Origin of the sequence: Mycobacterium numidiamassiliense, assembly GCF_900157365.1 — a bacterium.
Classification (GTDB): domain Bacteria; phylum Actinomycetota; class Actinomycetes; order Mycobacteriales; family Mycobacteriaceae; genus Mycobacterium; species Mycobacterium numidiamassiliense.
Window position 1 is genome coordinate 311,285 of record NZ_FUEZ01000003.1, and the last position, 17,879, is coordinate 329,163.

17 protein-coding genes and 1 tRNA gene are annotated in these 17,879 nt (G+C 64.7%); 9 read left to right on the forward strand and 9 right to left on the reverse strand.

Translation table 11 applies throughout. The annotated features are described in order from the left end of the window. Nucleotides 1-7: 7 nt before the first annotated feature. The 3 genes from MNAB215_RS01225 to MNAB215_RS01235 are packed head-to-tail and all read right to left on the reverse strand — an operon-like array spanning nt 8 to nt 3,653. The gene (locus tag MNAB215_RS01225) at nt 8-1,504 is read right to left on the reverse strand and encodes a glycoside hydrolase family 130 protein (protein WP_077077098.1); all 1,497 of its coding nucleotides are present in this window, start codon (nt 1,502-1,504) and stop codon (nt 8-10) included. Then, complete coding sequence (locus tag MNAB215_RS01230) at nt 1,501-2,523, reverse strand: glycosyltransferase (protein ID WP_077077099.1); 1,023 nt, start codon at nt 2,521-2,523, stop codon at nt 1,501-1,503. Before MNAB215_RS01230 ends, MNAB215_RS01225 begins: the two co-directional genes overlap by 4 nt. Then, complete coding sequence (locus tag MNAB215_RS01235) at nt 2,520-3,653, reverse strand: glycosyltransferase (RefSeq protein WP_077077100.1); 1,134 nt, start codon at nt 3,651-3,653, stop codon at nt 2,520-2,522. The genes MNAB215_RS01230 and MNAB215_RS01235 overlap by 4 nt, the downstream gene beginning before the upstream one ends. A 743-nt stretch (nt 3,654-4,396) precedes the next feature. Here MNAB215_RS01235 and MNAB215_RS29355 point away from each other — a divergent pair. From MNAB215_RS29355 to MNAB215_RS01260, 5 genes are all read left to right on the forward strand, one after another. Then, the gene (locus MNAB215_RS29355; protein WP_131829069.1) at nt 4,397-4,717 is read left to right on the forward strand and encodes a hypothetical protein; all 321 of its coding nucleotides are present in this window, start codon (nt 4,397-4,399) and stop codon (nt 4,715-4,717) included. A 254-nt stretch (nt 4,718-4,971) separates the two neighbouring features. After that, nucleotides 4,972-6,219 carry an RsbRD N-terminal domain-containing protein gene (locus MNAB215_RS01240; protein ID WP_083745961.1) on the forward strand — a complete coding sequence of 416 codons (1,248 nt, stop codon included), beginning with the start codon at nt 4,972-4,974 and terminating at the stop codon, nt 6,217-6,219. A gap of 469 nt (nt 6,220-6,688) precedes the next feature. Next, nucleotides 6,689-7,141, forward strand: a complete 453-nt coding sequence (locus MNAB215_RS01245; protein ID WP_077077102.1) for a VOC family protein — start codon at nt 6,689-6,691, stop codon at nt 7,139-7,141. A 278-nt stretch (nt 7,142-7,419) separates the two neighbouring features. Beyond that, nucleotides 7,420-8,055, forward strand: coding sequence for an NADPH-dependent F420 reductase (locus MNAB215_RS01250; protein ID WP_077077103.1), 636 nt, complete (start codon nt 7,420-7,422; stop codon nt 8,053-8,055). A gap of 617 nt (nt 8,056-8,672) precedes the next feature. Beyond that, nucleotides 8,673-8,834, forward strand: a complete 162-nt coding sequence (locus MNAB215_RS01260; protein ID WP_217348896.1) for a hypothetical protein — start codon at nt 8,673-8,675, stop codon at nt 8,832-8,834. 293 nt (nt 8,835-9,127) lie between these two features. Here the strand turns inward: MNAB215_RS01260 and MNAB215_RS01265 are convergent, their stop codons facing one another. Continuing rightward, nucleotides 9,128-10,207, reverse strand: a complete 1,080-nt coding sequence (locus MNAB215_RS01265; RefSeq protein ID WP_077077104.1) for a DUF4331 family protein — start codon at nt 10,205-10,207, stop codon at nt 9,128-9,130. Between the two features lie 585 nt (nt 10,208-10,792). After that, the gene (locus MNAB215_RS01270) at nt 10,793-11,467 is read right to left on the reverse strand and encodes an SDR family oxidoreductase (protein ID WP_077077105.1); all 675 of its coding nucleotides are present in this window, start codon (nt 11,465-11,467) and stop codon (nt 10,793-10,795) included. A 57-nt stretch (nt 11,468-11,524) separates the two neighbouring features. On the opposite strand from MNAB215_RS01270, the gene MNAB215_RS01275 reads away from it, so the two are divergent. Further along, the gene (locus MNAB215_RS01275) at nt 11,525-11,962 is read left to right on the forward strand and encodes a hypothetical protein (protein WP_077077106.1); all 438 of its coding nucleotides are present in this window, start codon (nt 11,525-11,527) and stop codon (nt 11,960-11,962) included. A gap of 254 nt (nt 11,963-12,216) precedes the next feature. On the opposite strand, the gene MNAB215_RS01280 is transcribed toward MNAB215_RS01275, so the two are convergent. The 3 genes from MNAB215_RS01280 to pgm all read right to left on the reverse strand — a co-directional run bounded on the left by MNAB215_RS01280 (nt 12,217) and on the right by pgm (nt 15,239). Beyond that, nucleotides 12,217-12,289 (reverse strand) — tRNA-Ala (locus tag MNAB215_RS01280). Between the two features lie 56 nt (nt 12,290-12,345). Continuing rightward, nucleotides 12,346-13,515, reverse strand: a complete 1,170-nt coding sequence (locus tag MNAB215_RS01285) for an MFS transporter (RefSeq protein WP_083746045.1) — start codon at nt 13,513-13,515, stop codon at nt 12,346-12,348. A gap of 92 nt (nt 13,516-13,607) precedes the next feature. Further along, complete coding sequence (gene pgm, locus MNAB215_RS01290) at nt 13,608-15,239, reverse strand: phosphoglucomutase (alpha-D-glucose-1,6-bisphosphate-dependent) (protein ID WP_077077108.1); 1,632 nt, start codon at nt 15,237-15,239, stop codon at nt 13,608-13,610. 132 nt (nt 15,240-15,371) lie between these two features. On the opposite strand from pgm, the gene crcB (MNAB215_RS01295) reads away from it, so the two are divergent. From crcB (MNAB215_RS01295) to MNAB215_RS01305, 3 genes are read left to right on the forward strand one after another with little or no spacing between them, the layout of a single operon-like run. Then, the gene (crcB, locus tag MNAB215_RS01295; RefSeq protein WP_077077109.1) at nt 15,372-15,770 is read left to right on the forward strand and encodes a fluoride efflux transporter CrcB; all 399 of its coding nucleotides are present in this window, start codon (nt 15,372-15,374) and stop codon (nt 15,768-15,770) included. Continuing rightward, nucleotides 15,767-16,135 (forward strand): fluoride efflux transporter CrcB, encoded by a 369-nt coding sequence (gene crcB / locus MNAB215_RS01300; RefSeq protein WP_077077110.1) that lies wholly within the window; start codon nt 15,767-15,769, stop codon nt 16,133-16,135. Before crcB (MNAB215_RS01295) ends, crcB (MNAB215_RS01300) begins: the two co-directional genes overlap by 4 nt. Beyond that, nucleotides 16,132-17,229 (forward strand): DUF190 domain-containing protein, encoded by a 1,098-nt coding sequence (locus tag MNAB215_RS01305; protein ID WP_077077111.1) that lies wholly within the window; start codon nt 16,132-16,134, stop codon nt 17,227-17,229. The genes crcB (MNAB215_RS01300) and MNAB215_RS01305 overlap by 4 nt, the downstream gene beginning before the upstream one ends. Here the strand turns inward: MNAB215_RS01305 and MNAB215_RS01310 are convergent. Then, entirely contained in the window at nt 17,223-17,855 is a 633-nt protein-coding gene (locus MNAB215_RS01310; RefSeq protein ID WP_077077112.1) for a GNAT family N-acetyltransferase, read from the reverse strand. The genes MNAB215_RS01305 and MNAB215_RS01310 overlap by 7 nt on opposite strands. Nucleotides 17,856-17,879: the final 24 nt, after the last annotated feature.

Here is a 17,879-nt window from a genome sequence, read left to right on the forward strand (position 1 = left end):
GCTGACCTCATCTCGGGCGATCTGGTTGTTGAACGATCGTGGCCAGCAACTGCGGAAGTGGCACGGTAGCGATGCCGATGGCGCCGTCGGCGATTCCGTAGGGGACCACCAGGGTGTCGGCGTGAACGAGCGCGCCGCAGGAGTAGACGACGTTGGGCACATAACCGTTCTGTTCGTCATGGGCTGGGCTGAGCAGTGGGCGTCGTAGCCGGCCCAGCACCTGGGTCGGATCGTCGAGGTCAAGCAGAATAGCGCCGATGCTATAGGTGCGCATGGGGCCGACGCCGTGGGTGAGCACCAGCCACCCTGCGTCGGTTTCGATTGGCGGGCCGCAATTTCCGAGTTGCAGCGCTTCCCATGCCTCGGTCGGCTGCTGGCAGGGCGATGCGCTCGTCCAGACCGCCAGATGGTCGGCGAAGGCGACGGAGTTGGTCTCGCGGTCCGATCGCGACATGGCCGCATAGCGGCCGTCTATTCGTCGGGGGAATAATGCCAAACCCTTGTTGGCCGCTGCCTCCCCGACGAGCGGCCCGGAGGTGAAGGACTGGAAGTCCTTGGTCTCGAGCAGTTGTTGGCTGATGTGGGATCCGCTATAGGCCGTGTAGGTGGCGTAATAGGTGACCGAGCCGTCGTCGTCAACGAAGCGGACGAACCGGGCGTCCTCCATGCCGGCATGCTCGGCCTCCATCGACGGCCATAGCACGCGCTCGGAAACCGATGTGTCGCAAGGGAACTCGATGGCATAAAACCGCGTGGCGGTCGCGCGGATGAGGGCGACCGTGCTCTCCCCGTGTGCGCGGGTGCTCACGTGGGCCCGGAGATCGTCGAGTCGCTCGTCGAGGTCGGATCGCGTGAAGTAGTCGCCGAGCGCATTGAAGACGTAGTCGGCGGCCTCGCCGGCATTGCCGATGCGGCCGAGTTCGCCGCGGAACACCGCGGCGTCGAGCAGCGCGCCCGACACGGTTCCGGTGGTGGCGAAGGGGGGCGGCTCGTCGATCGTGGCCCGACCCGCGGCGTCGACGACACCGGTGCGGAACCCGATGGACGAGCGGTGTCCTTCCCCGATCCCTCGCACGCTCATCACGAATCGCAGGCTGCCCGCAGCCGTGCCGGCCTGGTCAGGGTGGGCCACCATGCTGGGGTTGCACAGCGCCGCCCCCTCGATGGCGTACTCGCTGGTAAAGGTCGCTCCCAGCAACAGCATTCGCGCATCGGAGAGGTGTACGCCGGCATCCAGGCGGTCGGCGAGTTCGTTGGCGTGCCAACGGAACGTGCCCACGAGGTCACGGTGGCGTCCGTCGAAGCGGATGACCACGTCGTCCAGGGACGACCGAACCTCGTCCTCGGTCAGGGCGAGGATGCGATTGAGCACCACTCCCGCTCGGGACTCCTGCAGCTCGAAGCCCTCCTGGCCGGGCACGAAGAGCCGGGTGATCACTCGCGCCGGATCGGGCGTGACCCGGTGAGGGTCGCGGGTCACGAGCCCGGTGCGCATCAAAGTCATTGTGGGACCATCGAAAAGCGCTGCGCGTGTTGCAGAGTGGCGATCACCGCGAGGGTCGATTCGGCGCCCTGGTTGAGGTTGACGCTCTCAGCAAGCAACCCGTCGAAACCACCACCGGTCTCCGCATCCCACATCAGCAACCCGGAGTCGTTGGCACCCTGGAACCAGGCGACGGCCGACCGAATCCCATCCGGCCAGAGCGCCCGCGGATCGGCAGCTGCGGCGCGAGCGCAGGCGTCGGCGAGGGTGGCCACCTCGATCGGCTGCTGGTCGAAGGCGGGCCGGCTGTCCTGCGGTCCCCGGCCGCCAACGGGAGTGGGCGACAGGTGGCCGTCAATCGTTTCGTAGTCGAGCAGCCACTCCAACAGGTCCAGGCCACGCTGTTTCAGGTCCAGGTCCTCCAGCGCGACGCCGGCAGCGATCATCGCCTCGGGGAGAATCGCATTCGCGTAGGTGAGCCGTGCCTCGGGCCACGGCCAGTCCGAGTTGGTCTCGGGTCTCGCGACAGTGGCCGCGTAGTCGGTGAGGAGTCGCAGGGCCGCGGAATTACCGGGCTCCAAGCTGAGGAGTTCGGCGGCGCCGACGGCGGCGAACGCCATCGCCCGCGGCCACGGCGACCTGGACTTGGCTGCGCGTTCGAACTGAATCACGGCCAGTCGCCGGACCAGGCTGACGCCGCTGTGGGCGGCGGCGGTCCCGAGCCCCCACATGCAGCGGCCCCAGTGGTCGTCCGTGGTGGGCTGGTCGGTCCAATGTCCGGCCTGATCCATCCGGTTGCGGCAGGGGCCGTTGTAGGACTGCGCGTCGTTCAAGAACTGGATGGCCTTGCGGGCGAGGCCCTTAACGGCACCCGGTGCGTCGGGCTCGCGGGTGGTGACGACGAGCACCCTGGCCATGTCGTCGGTGCAATACCCGTGCTCACGGCGGGGCGCGGGCATGCAGGCGTGCTCGAAGGTGGCGCGATGGTCCGTCATTCGCAACAGGTGGGCGAACACCGGGGTGGGCGGGGCGCCGGTCACGCCAGTGCCGATTGGGTGACCAGCAGCCGTTGCGCGACGCCGATGTAGGCGTTGGCGACGACGGGCCAGGCGATCGTCGGGGCTAGCCCGCGGGCTTCGGTGGCCATGGAGTCGGCGACGTGCGGATCGGTCAACAGCTGGTGCAGCGCCGCGACCAGTGCGTCGGGATCGTCGTGAGCGACGACGATGCCCGCGCCGCTGCCGAGGAGTTCGACCGCGTGGGGGAAAGCGGTGGCGACGATCGGGCGGCCACTCGCAAGAGAGTCGACCAGCACACCGGAGGTGACCTGGTCCTTCGAGTCGTAGGGCAGGACGACGACGGTAGCCGTCTGGATGAGCGCGGTGAGCTGTTCGGGGGTGCGGTACACGGCGTCGAAGGACACCGAATCGGCGATGCCGAGGCGTTTCGCCTGCGCGACAAGGGCTTCGCGATACCTTTCCCCCTGTGCCGCGAGCACCTTGGGGTGGGTGCGGCCAGCGATGACGTACCGCGGCGGGTTGGGCAGGCTCTCGAGCGAAGCCATGGCGTCGATGACCCGTTCGATACCCTTGCCCGGTCCCAGCAGGCCCCATGTCAAGATCGTCGGCCGGTCGGGATGCTGCACGCCGTTGGTGCCGGGGAGTGCCGCGCCGTGCGGGATGGTGGTGACCTTGTTGCTGTCGACGGCGAAGACCGCGCACAGGCGTTGGCGGGCCACCTCCGACATCACGATCACCTGATCGGCCACCGCCATCACCGATTCGAGCACCGAAAGTTGGTGTGGTGTCGGATGTTTGAGAACCGTGTGCACGACGACGATCGACGGGACGCGCAATCCGGCCATGATCTGGACGACTTCGTCTCCGTCAGGACCGCCATAGATGCCGTACTCGTGCTGGATGACGGCGACGTCGCTCTGATTGAGGAGCTCGGAGGTTGCCTCTACGGACGAAGCCGAGCCGTTGACCAGCTCGCCGACGACGTTGGGCTCCTCGGAGACGTCGCCGTCGGCGATGCGCACGACGCTGACGCCGGCGCCTCTGGCTGTCAGCGCGCCTGCCAGGGCCGCGCTAAACGTCGCCAGACCGCATGGTGTCGGCGAGTAGGTACCGAGGATGCCAAAGCTCGGTACATACGAAAAGTGTTGCATCCCAAAGGGAGCAATCAACGGCTGAAACAACGATGGAACATTCAAAATTATCCCGACTCAACGGTAAAAACTAACCAAGTGTCCGGCGTGAGCGGATGCTCAGGCAAATCAGCGTCAGAAGCTGAGCCATTCCGGATGGGCTGGGAGTACCAACACCCATGACGCTACACCCTCACCGGCCGAAAGGCGTGGTCGTGGTGCACTGAGGTCGACGAGGCGCTTGTCGGGCGCGCTTCAGCAACGAGAGGGCGCCTGCGCTGAGGCAACACTTCGCAAACGAGCGATGCACTCAGCTGAGCGGCTCAGTCGTTCCGCGCGAGTAGAGACCAACCCGCCTGGTTCCACTTCGATTGCGGCCAGGTCTACGGCGCCGCCTATTCGCTATTCCGTTGTGCAGAAATGGATCTCATCAATCCATAATTGCCGCAACTCGCACGTCCGTGTAATTCGCCGATTACCAACATCATTCGTAAGGCAGATCATTCGTAAGCCAGCGGCGCGGCAAGAAATACACTTGCTGATTGATCAGATGAGTCATGGGCGTGGGCCGATGGATTGACCGGCTTAGCTCTGCCGACACCTCCTCCGTCGGGGGACCGCTGTGGTCGGGGGTCGGCATATCAGCGCTGCCATTCTCCGGTCGAGGGGCCCAGGCGTAGCCGCACACAGCGGCCCGTTACCAGTGTGTTTCTCTCTGCGCACGCCGCGGCCGCTGGTTAAACCGGCAGCTAAACTAGGAGAACATGACCAACCTCAAAACCAGGACGGTCGCCGCAATGTGCGGCGGCACCGCGGTGTTTGCGCTGTTGGTAGGGGGTGTAGGCGCTGTAAGTACGTCGACCGCAGGGATGAATCGGGCGTTCACCGCACCTCCGGCGAGTTCCTCGCCCGGGGATACCACCGACGACGGCGGCGCCCTACGGGTGCATTCCGCCGGTGGCGGCGGCTGCGTCCCGGGCCTGAACTGCGGGCCTATTAACCCACCACGTCCGCCGCCACCGCGCCGTCAACCGAGTCCAGCGCCCGATCCGCAACGTTCCGCTCCGGGCCCGCAGAACCCCTAGCCGCTTCGGCCATCCAGGCCGCTCGCCGGAACAGCGATCCCCCATCGTTTCCCGATCTCAGGAGAGGATGACCCCGGCGGAACGCCTTCAGCGCTTCCGACGGAGAGTCAGTACCGAAATTCGGCGATCGACAATTTGATGCCCTGAAAGGGCCGCAGAGCCGGAATCGACGTCACCGGCGATTTGGCTTCGGTTAGACGCACTAGCGATCTACCGTCAACTAGTGGCCAACACACATCGGCGGCGAGGTTGCCGTGGATAGCGACATCGCGGGGATCATTACCCGACTCGATGAGCAGGCCGCCGCGATCAGTGACGCCCTGTGTACTGCGGCCCAAGACGACATTCCGGAGCTCCCCCGCGATGACGGGTTGAGCCAGTTGATGCGTGTTGCGATGCGGGACCACTTCCGGACGGTCTTCCGTGCGCTGCTTCAGGACATCGACGTCGCAAAAATCACCGCGCCGGCGACACATATCGAGTACGCCAGAGCCCTGGCCCGCCGCGATGTTCCGCTGACCGCGATGATGCGCGGTCACCGGCTGGGGCAGCGCCGGTTAAGCCAGGTGATGTTCGCCGAGCTGGAGGCCTCCGGCATGGAGTCGGCGACCAAGGCGGCCGTTATCGAGACGCTCGCCAGGACGATGGCGAAGTACGTCGACGTGGTATCAATGCAGGTCCTCGCGGCCTACCAGCGCGAGCACGAGCTGTTGCTGAAGGCGCAGCGCATCACGCGCGGAATGCAGATTCGAGAGGTGCTCGACGACGCCAGATCGTTTGACGTCGAGGCCGTTTCCACGGCCATCGCCTATCCGCTGAACTGGCAGCACCTTGCACTCATCGTGTGGTATCCCGGCGGGGAGATCGGACACGACCAGCTGGCGAGCCTAGGGGAGTTCGTCCGCGCGTTAGCTGCGGCCGCCGAGACCGCGGCAAGCCCACTTTTGGCCAGTACCGATCCGGCTGCCTCGTGGGTTTGGTTGCCGTACCGTTCGGTGCCCGGTGACACCGTCATGAAAATCCACGAATTGGTGCGCTCGCGGACGGACGCACCCAACATCGCGATCGGGGCAATGGGTTGCGGTGTCGAAGGATTCCGCCGGTCTCATCGCCAAGCGCAACGCGCACGCGAAGCCGCGCATTCGCGCACTGGTCAGTCACATGTTGTGGTCGCGGCGACGGATGCCGAAGTCTTTGCAGCGGCACTGCTGGACGTGGATGTCGAGGAAATACGCGGATGGGTGGCGGACGTCCTTGGCCCGTTGGCGTCGGGGACCGACGATGACGCTCGCCTGCGGCAGATATTGCGGCTGTTTCTGTATTTCGGTCGGCCCTACAAGGTCGCAGAGGAACTCAACATGGCTCTCCGAGCTGTGAAATACCACCTCGAGCGAGCGGTCGCCAGACGCGGGCGTCCGATCGACGACAAGCGAAACGTCGAACTCGCCCTGCTCGCCTGTCAGCGGTACGGTGCCGCGGTCCTGGGGCCAGGCGAGGACTGACGCCCGAGCGGTTAGCGAGGAAATCTCAAGAGCAGCAGATTTTTGGGCACGGGTTTGAAAGCAACCGTTTTGGTGGAGCTAAGGGGATTCGAACCCCTGACCCCCACACTGCCAGGAGCAGGCAGGAACCGTGGACAGGGATGACTGGCCACAAATGGTTGTGTAGGCGACGTCGCTGGCGCAGGAACTGTCGTCACCGTTGTCATCAAAAGTGTCGTCACTGCCGCGTCAGGCCGAGCTGCGCCGCCGCGCCGACCAGCGGCAACCGAGGGCGGAACGATAACACACTGCAAAGGGGACACAATGGCACCGTACGACGACGTCACCCACGCATTCGTGGGGCCGGAAGCCGAGGTTTTGCTGCTGCTGAAAGCATTGCAGGATGCTGCGGAGATGCCCGGAAGGTAGGACAATGGATGATGCTCTACCACACCACCTGCAGGGGGCCTAACTCCAATTGGAGAGATCGATGGACGAAGTACAAGTCGAGCAGCAGAACTATCAGATGCCACCTGTGGAGGGGTTTACGGTCGCGGTCTTTCTCACCGTGGCCGACCTCAAGCGATCCGCCGAATTCTACAAAACGGTCTTCGATGGAGACATTGTGAGCATGGGCGACGGAGACGCACCTCCGTACGTCAAAATCGCCAACACGTGGCTCATTCTCAACGTTGGCGGCGGTCCCACACCGGATAAACCGACGGTAACGCTTAGCCCGCCTCCCGATCCCAATCATCTCAGTAGCTTCATGAATATCCGCGTTGCGGACATTCAGGCGTGCTACAAGTTGTGGAAGAGTCGAGGCGCAACGTTTCTCTCGGAGCCCCTAGACAAGTACGGCGAGACGCGATGCTACATCCGCGATCCAGACGGCTACATCATCGAAGTCGGCCAAAGCAAACCTGGCTTCAAGTACGGGTAGAAGCGGTAAACAGCAAAGTCGTCGTGATAACGGGCGCATCGCATCGGCGCACGTCTGGTCGCGCGTACAGCGAAGCCGGATACAACGTCGCTCGCTGGCCAACAAGTATGGCCGCCGAGGAGCTCCAGTGAGTGCCGAGACCACCGTCGAAATCCCTCACCTCGACGGTGGCCAGTCCCCCGAGCCCCCCGTCTTAGCGAGGCGCTGCGAGACCGCTCGGGCCCGCGATGCTTCGGGCCGCCGTTGTTTAATACCATGACGATTGGGAGGCTTCGGTGATGACCAGTGCGATCATCGGCACTGGAGGGCTCGGATCGGTCATCGCCCACCAGCTCGCCTCAGGCGGCGAGACCCTGCGGCTCTCAAGCGCCAACAACGAGTCGGCACGAACTCTGGCTGCACAGATCGGTCGAGCTGCCGTCGCCGCCGCCGACAACCGCGACGCGTTGCAGGGCGCCGATGCCGTCGTCCTCGCGCTGCGCTTCACTGCTCTGAAGGGCGTCATCGACGAGATCGCCGACCCGCTATCCGACAAGCTCGTGGTCGTTCCGAGCAACCCGCTCGCCACCGACGCACAAGGTAACCTCATACATCTCCTGCCGAAAGGGCAATCCTCTGGCGAGGTTGTAGCCGGGTGGTTGCCGGCGGGGGCGCGCCTGGCTATGGCGTTTGGAACCCTGTCGGCCGATCTGTTCGAGTCCTCTAGCAACCGGTCACCGGAGCCGGCGGTCCTGTTCTACGCGACCGACGACGACCGTGCTGGCGAGGAAGTGGAGCGGTTGATCCGAACGGCCGGCTTCGAACCGGTGAAGGTCGGCGGGATCGAACAGTCAGGTCGACTCGAGGTGGGTGGGGACCTTCACGATCTCGTCGTCGGCCCCGCAGAGGCGCGGTTATTGATCGGTGGGGCCTGATCGCTTCGCCGCCCTGGCCGGGGCACCTCTTCGGTCGGGCGTTCGCCCAGATGGTCTCGATACCAGATGCATGTTGAGGCAGTGGTTTTGGTGGTCGCTCTCGGCTGCAGAGCGTGGAAGACTTCGCGGGCGATGTAGCGCTTGAGGCATCGCATCACTTCGTTCTTGATTTACCTGCGGCGGCCTGCCGACGCTGGCGGCCGCCACGCGGCGTGATCGATACCAATCCATGTGCGGTGCGCAGGTAACCGACGTTCGAAACGCCAAGAGAAGGGACCGTTCCGCTGGTTACGACCCATCCAGAAAGAACATTCGGAGCGTTCGTTCACGAATCGGCGCCACACACGGTGGAATGCAACTGCACGGCGTGGTGGTGGGTTAATTTAACTTTGAACAGGATTCAGACGTGATCTGTGACGCCTCCAGCTAATTGCGGAGTGGGCAAGTATGGCGCCACGTGGCCCGGGGATGCTCTGGCCGATACAGTTGCCGAAGAGGGAAGCGTCACACTGTCACAACGGCGGGAGAAGCCCATGACCGGCCAGCCGGACTCACCCACAGGGCCGAGCTTCGAGCGCGATGTCCATCCTATGTTCCGCGAAAAGGACCGCGACTCTATGCTCAAAGCCTTCGACCTCTGGTCCCACAGCGACGTCCAGGCGCACCAGGACGCGATCCTCGAGCGCCTCCGCGACGGCACCATGCCCTGCGACGGGGCGTGGCCGCCGGAGCACGTCGCCGTCTTCCAGCGCTGGATCGCCAACGGGTCGGCGCCCTGAGCGCGTGCCCCGGTGACTGAGCAGCGCACGCCGGATGAATGATCTCAACGCAACGGGCGCCAAACCTGCCCTTCGGCAGGGAGTTGCGGATGCGCTCGGTGGGTCCGTACTGGAACGACGAACACGAGATGTGCTGCGCCGCTGCGGCGACGGCTGACTCCAACGGCAAGCGCACCCGATTCTTCTGGCTGACCCGGGGCGCTATCGGCCAGATGCTCCGGCAGGGCAGCGGCCATGTCGTCAAGCGCTGCAAACCTTCCTGGATGAGGTCCCCTGGGAGCAGCTCAGCGGTGTCACGGACAGCTGAAGTAAGGAAATTCGGCCGTGATCTGCGCTGGATCGGGCGCGACACCGGCGCCCAGCGGGGAGTTGGTCAACACCGACAGCACGTTGTCCAGCACGTTGTCCATCAGCCCGCGCCCGTTCATTCCGGTGTAGTCGAAGGATGCGGGCGTGCCCAGCTCGTAGGGCAGGGTTATCGATCCGAACAGGTCGGCCACGCGGCGCGCGTAGGCGGCCGGATCAGCGGAAGTGCCGGCGAGTGTGACGTATTTGGTGACGGTGTCGATGGTGCGCGCGACGAACCGCGAATTGTCCCCGGACGGGGCGGTCGAGTTGAACGCCTCGCTCAACTCGTCGTCGTTGAGGTGGAGGTGGGTGAACATCGGCAGGCCCCAGCGGGCCACCTGCTGCCCAGGGGCGTGGCCGCACAGCGACACCGTGGCCCAGGCCTGCACCCTGGTCGTACTGCTGATCAACTCGTTGGGCGCCTCGACGACGATGCCAGCGACGGTCCGATCCCGGAAGACGTTGACGTGATTGGCGAAAGCCTCGGGTTTGTAGACGCCGGCCGCAAAGGCATCCCTGAAGTCGTTGAGGCCCGCATTAGCGCCGAACACATCATTCACCACTCCGGCGAAGACGCGCACCCCGCTCTCGCCGGCGACTGTGACGCCGGTCGTTCCCGACGCGATCAACTCGCCAGATCCACCCTGAGCTGCGTCGGCGCCGGTGGCGAGGCGCAGCTCGAAGGTCTGTGCGTGTCCGCCCGCGGGGGCTGCGCTGTGCACCACCTCAGCGAACTTGAGTTTGAAGGACACCTCCTCATGGGTGTCACTGTCTGTGTCGAAGCGAAACACGTAGAGAGCCTCATCGCGAAAAGGGGCACACGTGTCCGCGGTGGCCGCCGGGTTGACCGTCATCGCCATCACGGTCGTCTTTCCGGGGTCGCCGGCGAAAAGATAGAAATCGCAGAGATTCAGACGGGGGTCTTCGCGACCCGTCGGGGTGTCGAAATGATGGGACATCGATCTCGGCTCTTCTGAATCCGTCAGCGACGGGAATGGTGAGACGTCGGCGAGCTGCGATCGCATGAGTCGAAGGGCTCCCTGCGCGTACGGTACACCGGTTCGCCTGCTGTTGCTCGAACAGAGCTCGCGCGGTCTCGGCCTCGTGGTCGGGGTCGCGCTCGCCGCCCCAGGCGCGGGCTACGCCGGCCATGTAGACCCGCCCAACGATGGCCACCTTTGGGTAGACATCGTTGAAGTCATCATGGCGCCGTCTCGATACCAGCTCCTATGTTGTGGCGACGGGCACTCCCCTGACTGACTGTCGTGCATGGGTTTCGCGCCTTCGGGGCCGTAGATGCCCGGCTCGTCGCCTCGCATGACCCCCACTGGTGTTGTTGATCGGCGCGGGCCGCAATCTCGGCGTATTGGCGGGCGCGCGCGTCTCCGCGTTTGCGGTTGTCCCGCGCGATGGCTCGAACAAGGTAGAAGAGTCCGATCAGGGCGGCCGCGCCGAGGACCACCCCGGATCAAAAGAGGTTGGAGAGCGATCCGCGAGTACGGCGGCGAGCCGGTGATACCGCGTCGCCGAGTCTCAGCGGGTTTCAGGTGCTTTCGCCCCTGTGACATCGTCGTGACACCCAGGACCGCCCCGCGCTGAGGGAAGCAAGGTCAGCCGCCGGATAGGTGCGCCTTCGTCGCGCGTGTCAGGTCGTCGACGAGGATCTCCGGCTCGCCGGCGTGCAAGCCGTCCAGCGCGAGTCGGGCGACGACCGCGGGATCGGTCTTTTGATCTGCTGGCGCGAAGGCGGCCATGTCGGTGTCTATGTAGCCGACATGCACGGCGGTGACGTGGATGCCGCGCGGCGCCAGTTCCTGCCTGATTGCATCGGTCATCGCCCACTCGGCCGCCTTGGCTGCCGAATAGGCGCCGGAGGTCGGATCATGCAGCCAGGACAACACCGACAGCATGTTGAGTATCGCTCCTCCGCCGTTGCCTTCGATGATCGGGGCGAAGGTGCGGATGACATTCAGCGTGCCGAAGTAGTGCGTCTCCATCTCCAGCCGGATGTCCTCGAACGCCCCGGACAGCACTGACGCGCGCGTCGCGGTGCCCGCATTGTTGACGAGCACGGTAACATCGCTGGCCACGTCCGCGGCGCGGCGCACTGAGGCCGGGTCGGTGATGTCCAGTTGGATGGGTTCGACGCCGGACACGTCGATCGTTTCGGGTCGCCGCGCGGCGGCGTAGACCTTCGCTCCCCGCTCGATGAGTTGGGCTGCGAAATGCTTACCGAGTCCCCGGTTGGCGCCGGTGACCAGAGCGGTGATCTGGTCGTTGTTCATCGTGGTCTCCTACGAGTAGTCGAGGACTGAGACGTTCCCAACACGCATTCTTTCGTAGTGATCGCAGGGATGGTAGGTGCTAAGAAGCACGGCGGCTGGGGCAAAGAGAAGGTCGACAGGAAGACGACATTCGCCCCTTTGGTCGTCGTGCCCGACGCCGGTATTCCGAGCGCGCTGCTGACACAGTTCGACATAGTCAACCGAGGGCGCCAGGCGTTCAAAGATGCTGGGGTGCAGGTGTACGCGCCCGGTGTCGTGCAGGTCTCTGATGTGCAGTTGCTTGAAGGGCTGGCGGATTGGGCGCAGAAGCTCGCGCAGCGCGGAAACACGCCCGACATGCTGGACATGATCACTGCGTGGCGCAGGGCCGCCACCGTGATCGGCGAGGGCTCACTGCAGCTCTTCCTGGAGCGGCGAGGCTTTCCGCGCCCCCTCAGCGATCACATCATCGAGAACGGCAGCAAGGCTGTTCTCCGTCTGCTCGCTGACGACTAGCAGCGCCGGAGGGCGTCGTCTGCGTCGATCTCCACCCGTGGTCGTAACGCTCTGGGCACCAGTTGGGCACCCCCCAGGAAACCCGGTATGCCTCGCTGGCTATCAGAGCACCGACGGATGCAGTGTCGTCAAACCCTGACTGTTCGAGTGTGGCGCCACCGTTCGAACGCCATTTGTCGTCAGAACTGTCGTCAGATGGACGTTCGACCGCTCGTTGCAGGCCGCAAGAATTTCGAACTAGCTGGTGAAATGGGTGGAGCTAAGGGGATTCGAACCCCTGACCCCCACACTGCCAGTGTGGTGCGCTACCAACTGCGCCATAGCCCCGAGAAGTTGTGCCAATCGAAGCTACACCACCGGCAACTGTCCTTCAAAACCGCTGTTCAGGCCAGCTCGACGTCGGCCTGCGACGGCAATGGCTCCGAGCCCGGATCGAGCGCCGGCCGAGTCTCGGGCGACAGCACCCAGGCGACGGCGGCAATCAGCAGGATGATCCCGCTGGCGGCGAAGCTCCACCCGTAGCTCAAATGCGCTGCGGCCCAGCCGACCGTGATAGAGCCGACGATGCCACCCAGATCGGACATCATCTGCACCGCCGCCACCGGGCCGCCGGCCCGGGCCTCACGACCAAGGATGTCGGCGACCGCGGCCTGCATCGGCGACATGTAGATTCCCGTCGCCAGTCCGACGACCCCCGCCGCGGCCAGGAATGCCGGCAAGGACGACACGGCAGCGAGGAAGACGGTTGCCACACCGGTCGCCGTCAGACCGACGATCAACAGCGTTCGGCGCCCCATGCGGTCGGACAGGTATCCACTGGGAATGACGGCCACTGCGTTGCCGGCAGCGAACGCGGCGAGCACCACACCGGAAACGCCCACACCGCGGTGCATCACGTCGGAGACAAACAGCGGGATCAGCGCGACACGCAGCCCAAACGCCGACCAACCGGTCGCAAAATTGGAGAGCAGTGCCGAGAGATAAGCACGGGACCGCAGGGCCGCTCGCATGGTCACCGTCGATCGAGCCGGCGCCGAGGGCGCGACAAGGTCTGAATGCCGCGTGCTGTAGAACAGCACCACTGCGACGCCCAGCATTGCGGCGCCGTAGACGATGAACGGAGCGGTCAGTCCCAGACCGGCCGCCAGGCCGCCCACCGCCGGACCGCCCACGGCGCCGACCATGAACGACGTGGTGAACAAACCCGCGACCCGTCCGCGAGCGTCGACCGGGCTGATGTGAATCATCAGTCCCATGGCCGACACATAAAACATGGTCGAGCCGATGCCGCTGATGATCCGGAACAGCAACAATTGCCAATAGGTCTGGGAGAACGCACACGCGGCCGTAGCCAATCCGACAATCAGCAAACCGCCGATGTAGATACGTCGCTCACCCAGCCGCTGCACCAGTAGGCCGCTGGCCGGTGCAAAACACAGCCGGCTCAACGAAAAAACGGTGACCAGAAAAGTCACCGCCTCGATACCGACCCCAAAGGTGCGTGCAAAGGTCGGCATCGCCGGCGAAACGACACCGTAGCCCAGGGCGACCATCATATTCGCCCAGCTGAAGATCCATACTTCGCGCGGCAGCCGTTCAGATTGGAACCCGCGTCCCCCCGGACGGGCAAGTCGGAGGGAAAAGGTCACCCGATGACTTTATTAACTACCTCACGCGCAGTTACTTGCACCTCGGCCAAATGCTCGGGACCGTTGAAAGATTCCGCATAGATTTTGTAGACGTCCTCGGTGCCCGAGGGCCGCGCAGCAAACCACGCGTTGGCCGTCGTCACCTTCAATCCGCCCAGCGGGGCGCCATTGCCGGGCGCGGCCGTCAGCTTGGCGATGATCGGCTCCCCCGCCAGCTCCGTCGCCGTCACCTCGTCGGCCGACAGCTTGGACAGCCGCGCTTTCTGCTCGCGGTCGGCGGGTTCGTCGACCCGCGCGTAGTACGGAGTGCCGTACTTGTCGGCCAGCTCCTGATACCGCTGGGACGGTGTGCTGCCGGTGACGGCCAAGATCTCCGAAGCCAGCAGCGCCAGGATGATGCCGTCCTTGTCGGTGGTCCACACCGATCCATCGCGCCGCAGGAACGACGCCCCCGCCGACTCCTCACCGCCGAAGCCGATGGTCCCGCCGATCAGGCCGTCGACGAACCACTTGAACCCGACCGGCACCTCGACGAGCTCGCGGTCGATGCCGGCGACCACGCGGTCGATGATCGACGAACTGACCGCGGTCTTGCCGACAGCGATGCCGGCCGGCCACGACGGCCGATGGGTATAGAGGTAGTCGATGGCCGCGGCCAGATAGTGGTTCGGATTCATCAGACCCGCATCGGGAGTGACGATGCCGTGCCGGTCCGAGTCGGCGTCGTTGCCGGTGGCGATCTGGTAGACGTCGCGGTTGGCGATCAGCGAGGCCATCGCGTTCGGTGAGCTGCAGTCCATCCGGATCGTGCCGTCATGGTCGAGCGTCATGAATCGCCACGTCGCGTCGACCAGGGGATTGACCACGGTCAGCTGCAGATCGTGGCGCTCGCCGATCGCGGTCCAGTAGTCCACGCTGGCACCGCCGAGCGGATCGGCTCCGATTCGTATGCCTGCCTTGCGAATAACGTCGAGATCGACCACGTTCGGCAGGTCGTCGATATAGCTGTCCAGGTAGTCGTGGCGTTCGGCGGTCTGCACCGCGCGGGCGAACGGGATCCGCTTCACGTCCGCTCCGCCGTCGCGCAGAATCTCGTTGGCGCGCTTGGCAATTGCGTTGGTCGCATCGGTATCGGCTGGGCCGCCGTTGGGCGGGTTGTACTTGAAACCACCATCGGCCGGCGGGTTGTGCGACGGCGTCACGACGATCCCGTCGGCCAGCGCCTCGTTGCGGCCGCGGTTGTACTTGAGGATGGCGTGGCTGATTCCGGGCGTCGGGGTGTACCGGTCCGCCGAGTCGATGATGGCGACGACGTCGTTCGCGGCCAGCACCTCGAGTGCCGACACCCACGCCGGCTCGGACAGGCCATGCGTGTCGCGGCCGATGAACAATGGCCCCGTGGTCCCCTGCGCGGCACGGTATTCGACGATGGCCTGGGTGATCGCCAAGATGTGGGCTTCGTTGAACGCGCCGTTCAGCGCCGAGCCACGATGACCCGAGGTACCGAACGCCACTTGTTGAGCGACGTCGTTTGGATCGGGCTCGATCGAGTAGTAGGCGGTGATCAGGTGGGGCAGATCGACGAGGTCTTCGGGCAGAGCCGGCTGACCGGCGCGCGGGTGGGCCATGGCTACTGATTCTGCCCGTGTCCGAGGTCCTGCGCTGCCCGGACTTCGCGGGTACTTCCCGCGTTCACCCGCCGGTAAGTCTTGCCTCTACGCTGCTAAACGCAGCACTCGCACAGCGGAGGGAATCGAGCGGTGGCCCAACACGACTATCGCGAGTACGGCGCGATTTTCGCCGGCGGATCGCTGGGTGCGCTGGCCCGGGCGGCCTTGGCAACCTTCGTCCCTTCCGACGCCGCGAGCTGGCCATGGGCGACGTTCACCGTCAATATCATGGGGGCATTTCTCGTGGGCTACTTCACCACCCGACTGCTGGAGCGGTTGCCGTTGTCGAGCTATCGGCGCCCACTGCTCGGCACCGGATTCTGCGGCGGATTAACCACTTTCTCTACGATGCAAGTCGAGACGCTGAAGATGATCGAGCACGGCCACTGGACCCTGGCCGCGGGCTACGCCCTGACCAGCATCGTGCTGGGGTTGCTGGCCGTTCATCTGGCCACCGCGTTGGTCCGCCGGGCACGAGTGCGCTCATGACCGTCGTCTTGGTATGGCTGGGCGTCGTGCTCATCGGCGGTATCGGCTCGGTGACACGCTTCGTCGTGGATCGCACGGTGACCCGCCGAGTGGGGCGGCCGTTTCCGATCGGCACTTTGACGGTCAATGTCAGCGGTGCCGCCCTGCTGGGGTTCCTCGGCGGGCTGGCGTTGAGCAAGGATGCGGCGCTGCTGACCGGCACCGCGTTCGTCGGCGCGTACACCACCTTTTCCACCTGGATGCTGGAAAGCCATCGGCTGGGCGAGGAGCGCAGGGCCTGGGCGGAGATCGCCAACATCGTCGTGTCCGTCGTGCTCGGTCTGGCCGCGGCGTTGCTCGGACAATGGCTTGCGGAGCAGCTATGAACCAACCGTGCTTGAAGTTGACCGCCTACTTCGGCGAACGCCAACGCGCCGTCGGCAACGAAGCGCGGTTTCTCGCCGACACAATGTTCGATCTGTTCGGCTCGACAGACGTCGCAACCAGCGTCATGCTGCGCGGCATCGCCAGCTTTGGCCTGAGCCACGAGCTACGCACCGATGTCTCGCTCAGCCTGTCGGAGGACCCGGCGGTGGCGATCGCCGCGGTCGACGTCGAGCCGAAGATCCGTTCACTGGTCGGCGAGGTGGGCGCGATGACCGGTAGCGGCTTGGTGACGCTGGAGCGGGCACGGCTGGTCACCCGGCACGGGGGAAGCAGCGCGTTCGACAACTTCGACAGCCACAACGGGGACGCCGCCAAGCTCACCGTCTATGTGGGCCGCCAAGAACGCATCGCGGGGAAAGTCGCGCACTATGCGATATGCCAGCTTCTGCACGAGCTCGGATTTGCCGGCGCCATCGTGCTTCTCGGCGTGGACGGCACGGCACACGGTGAGCGCTATCGGGCAAAGTTTTTCGGCCGCAACGTCAATGTCCCGGTGATGATCATCGCCGTCGGCTCCACGGCGCAAGTCACCGCCGCCGCAACGGAATTGGCTGCCCTGACACCCAACCCGCTGCTGACGGTCGAACGAGTGCGCCTGTGTAAACGCGACGGTGAGCTCTTCGGGCGTCCCCAGCAACTACCGACGACCGATGCGCAGGGACGCACCCTGTGGCAAAAGCTGATGGTCTATACCAACGAGGCCACCCGGCACGACCGGCTGCCGATCCACCGGGCGCTGATCCAGCGGCTGCTGCAATCGGAGACCGCCCGAGGGGCGACGGTGCTGCGCGGCATCTGGGGATTTCACGGAGACCATAAACCACACGGGGACAAGCTATTTCAGGTCTCGCGCGGTGTCCCGGTGACAACCATCATCGTCGACACGCCGGATTCGATTGCGCGCAGTTTCGATATCGTCGACGAGCTGACAGACCACCACGGGCTGGTGACCAGTGAGATGGTGCCGGCCGCCCTGTCACTCGACGAGACACAACGGCTCGGCGACATCAACCTCGCCGAACACGACTACTGACCGACGTCGCGCAGTCGCGGCAGGTCGTCGGGAGTGCGCGGCAACACATAGAGGGCCATCCGCCGATTCGACATGTCATGCTCGCCGAGGAAGGTGCAGCCGCCGCTCTCACAAAACTTGCGCGCCAAGGTGTTGCGATGGTCAGGATCGAACATGATGCGCCGACAGCGCGGATCAAGGGTGAGCATGCCGCCTACCAAGTAGGGCAGCAGATACCGGACGTGCCCTTGCCTCAGGTATTCCAGATCGGCAACCGCGACATGAAGGCCCAGATCATGCGGGTCGAAATCGTATCTCGCCGCGATGGAATCCCTTGCTGCGCGGTATATTTCGACGTACCCGTGGTCCACCCCGTCCAGGCTGGCCACGAACGGTCGGGAAAAATCGCTTTCGAGTTGGGCGCGCAGGTAGCGACGCCACCGTTCCGCCGGCCAGGCATACTCCCACGATTCGGCCAAATGCGGCCGGTTCATCCACTCGGAGAGCATCTCCGAGTCGGCGTCGGGGTCGGCGAGCCGCAGACCATACGGCGCCGGCAATTCCGGTACCGGCGGTGGCGGGACGTCGCGGACCTCGGCGCTGGTCTCGGTTAGTCGCCGGGGCAGGATAACTTCGGGATCATGCATCTCGACGGGCGAGCCTACCCCTGT

Coding starts and splice junctions, on each gene's coding strand:
- MNAB215_RS01225 (WP_077077098.1), bottom strand. CDS start 1,504: ATGACTTTGATGCGCACCGGGCTCGTGACCCGCGACCCTCACCGGGTC.
- MNAB215_RS01235 (WP_077077100.1), bottom strand. CDS start 3,653: ATGCAACACTTTTCGTATGTACCGAGCTTTGGCATCCTCGGTACCTAC.
- MNAB215_RS29355 (WP_131829069.1), top strand. CDS start 4,397: ATGACCAACCTCAAAACCAGGACGGTCGCCGCAATGTGCGGCGGCACC.
- MNAB215_RS01245 (WP_077077102.1), top strand. CDS start 6,689: ATGGACGAAGTACAAGTCGAGCAGCAGAACTATCAGATGCCACCTGTG.
- MNAB215_RS01250 (WP_077077103.1), top strand. CDS start 7,420: ATGACCAGTGCGATCATCGGCACTGGAGGGCTCGGATCGGTCATCGCC.
- MNAB215_RS01260 (WP_217348896.1), top strand. CDS start 8,673: ATGCTCAAAGCCTTCGACCTCTGGTCCCACAGCGACGTCCAGGCGCAC.
- MNAB215_RS01265 (WP_077077104.1), bottom strand. CDS start 10,207: ATGCGATCGCAGCTCGCCGACGTCTCACCATTCCCGTCGCTGACGGAT.
- MNAB215_RS01270 (WP_077077105.1), bottom strand. CDS start 11,467: ATGAACAACGACCAGATCACCGCTCTGGTCACCGGCGCCAACCGGGGA.
- MNAB215_RS01285 (WP_083746045.1), bottom strand. CDS start 13,515: ATGGTCGCCCTGGGCTACGGTGTCGTTTCGCCGGCGATGCCGACCTTT.
- pgm (WP_077077108.1), bottom strand. CDS start 15,239: ATGGCCCACCCGCGCGCCGGTCAGCCGGCTCTGCCCGAAGACCTCGTC.
- crcB (WP_077077110.1), top strand. CDS start 15,767: ATGACCGTCGTCTTGGTATGGCTGGGCGTCGTGCTCATCGGCGGTATC.
- MNAB215_RS01305 (WP_077077111.1), top strand. CDS start 16,132: ATGAACCAACCGTGCTTGAAGTTGACCGCCTACTTCGGCGAACGCCAA.
- MNAB215_RS01310 (WP_077077112.1), bottom strand. CDS start 17,855: ATGCATGATCCCGAAGTTATCCTGCCCCGGCGACTAACCGAGACCAGC.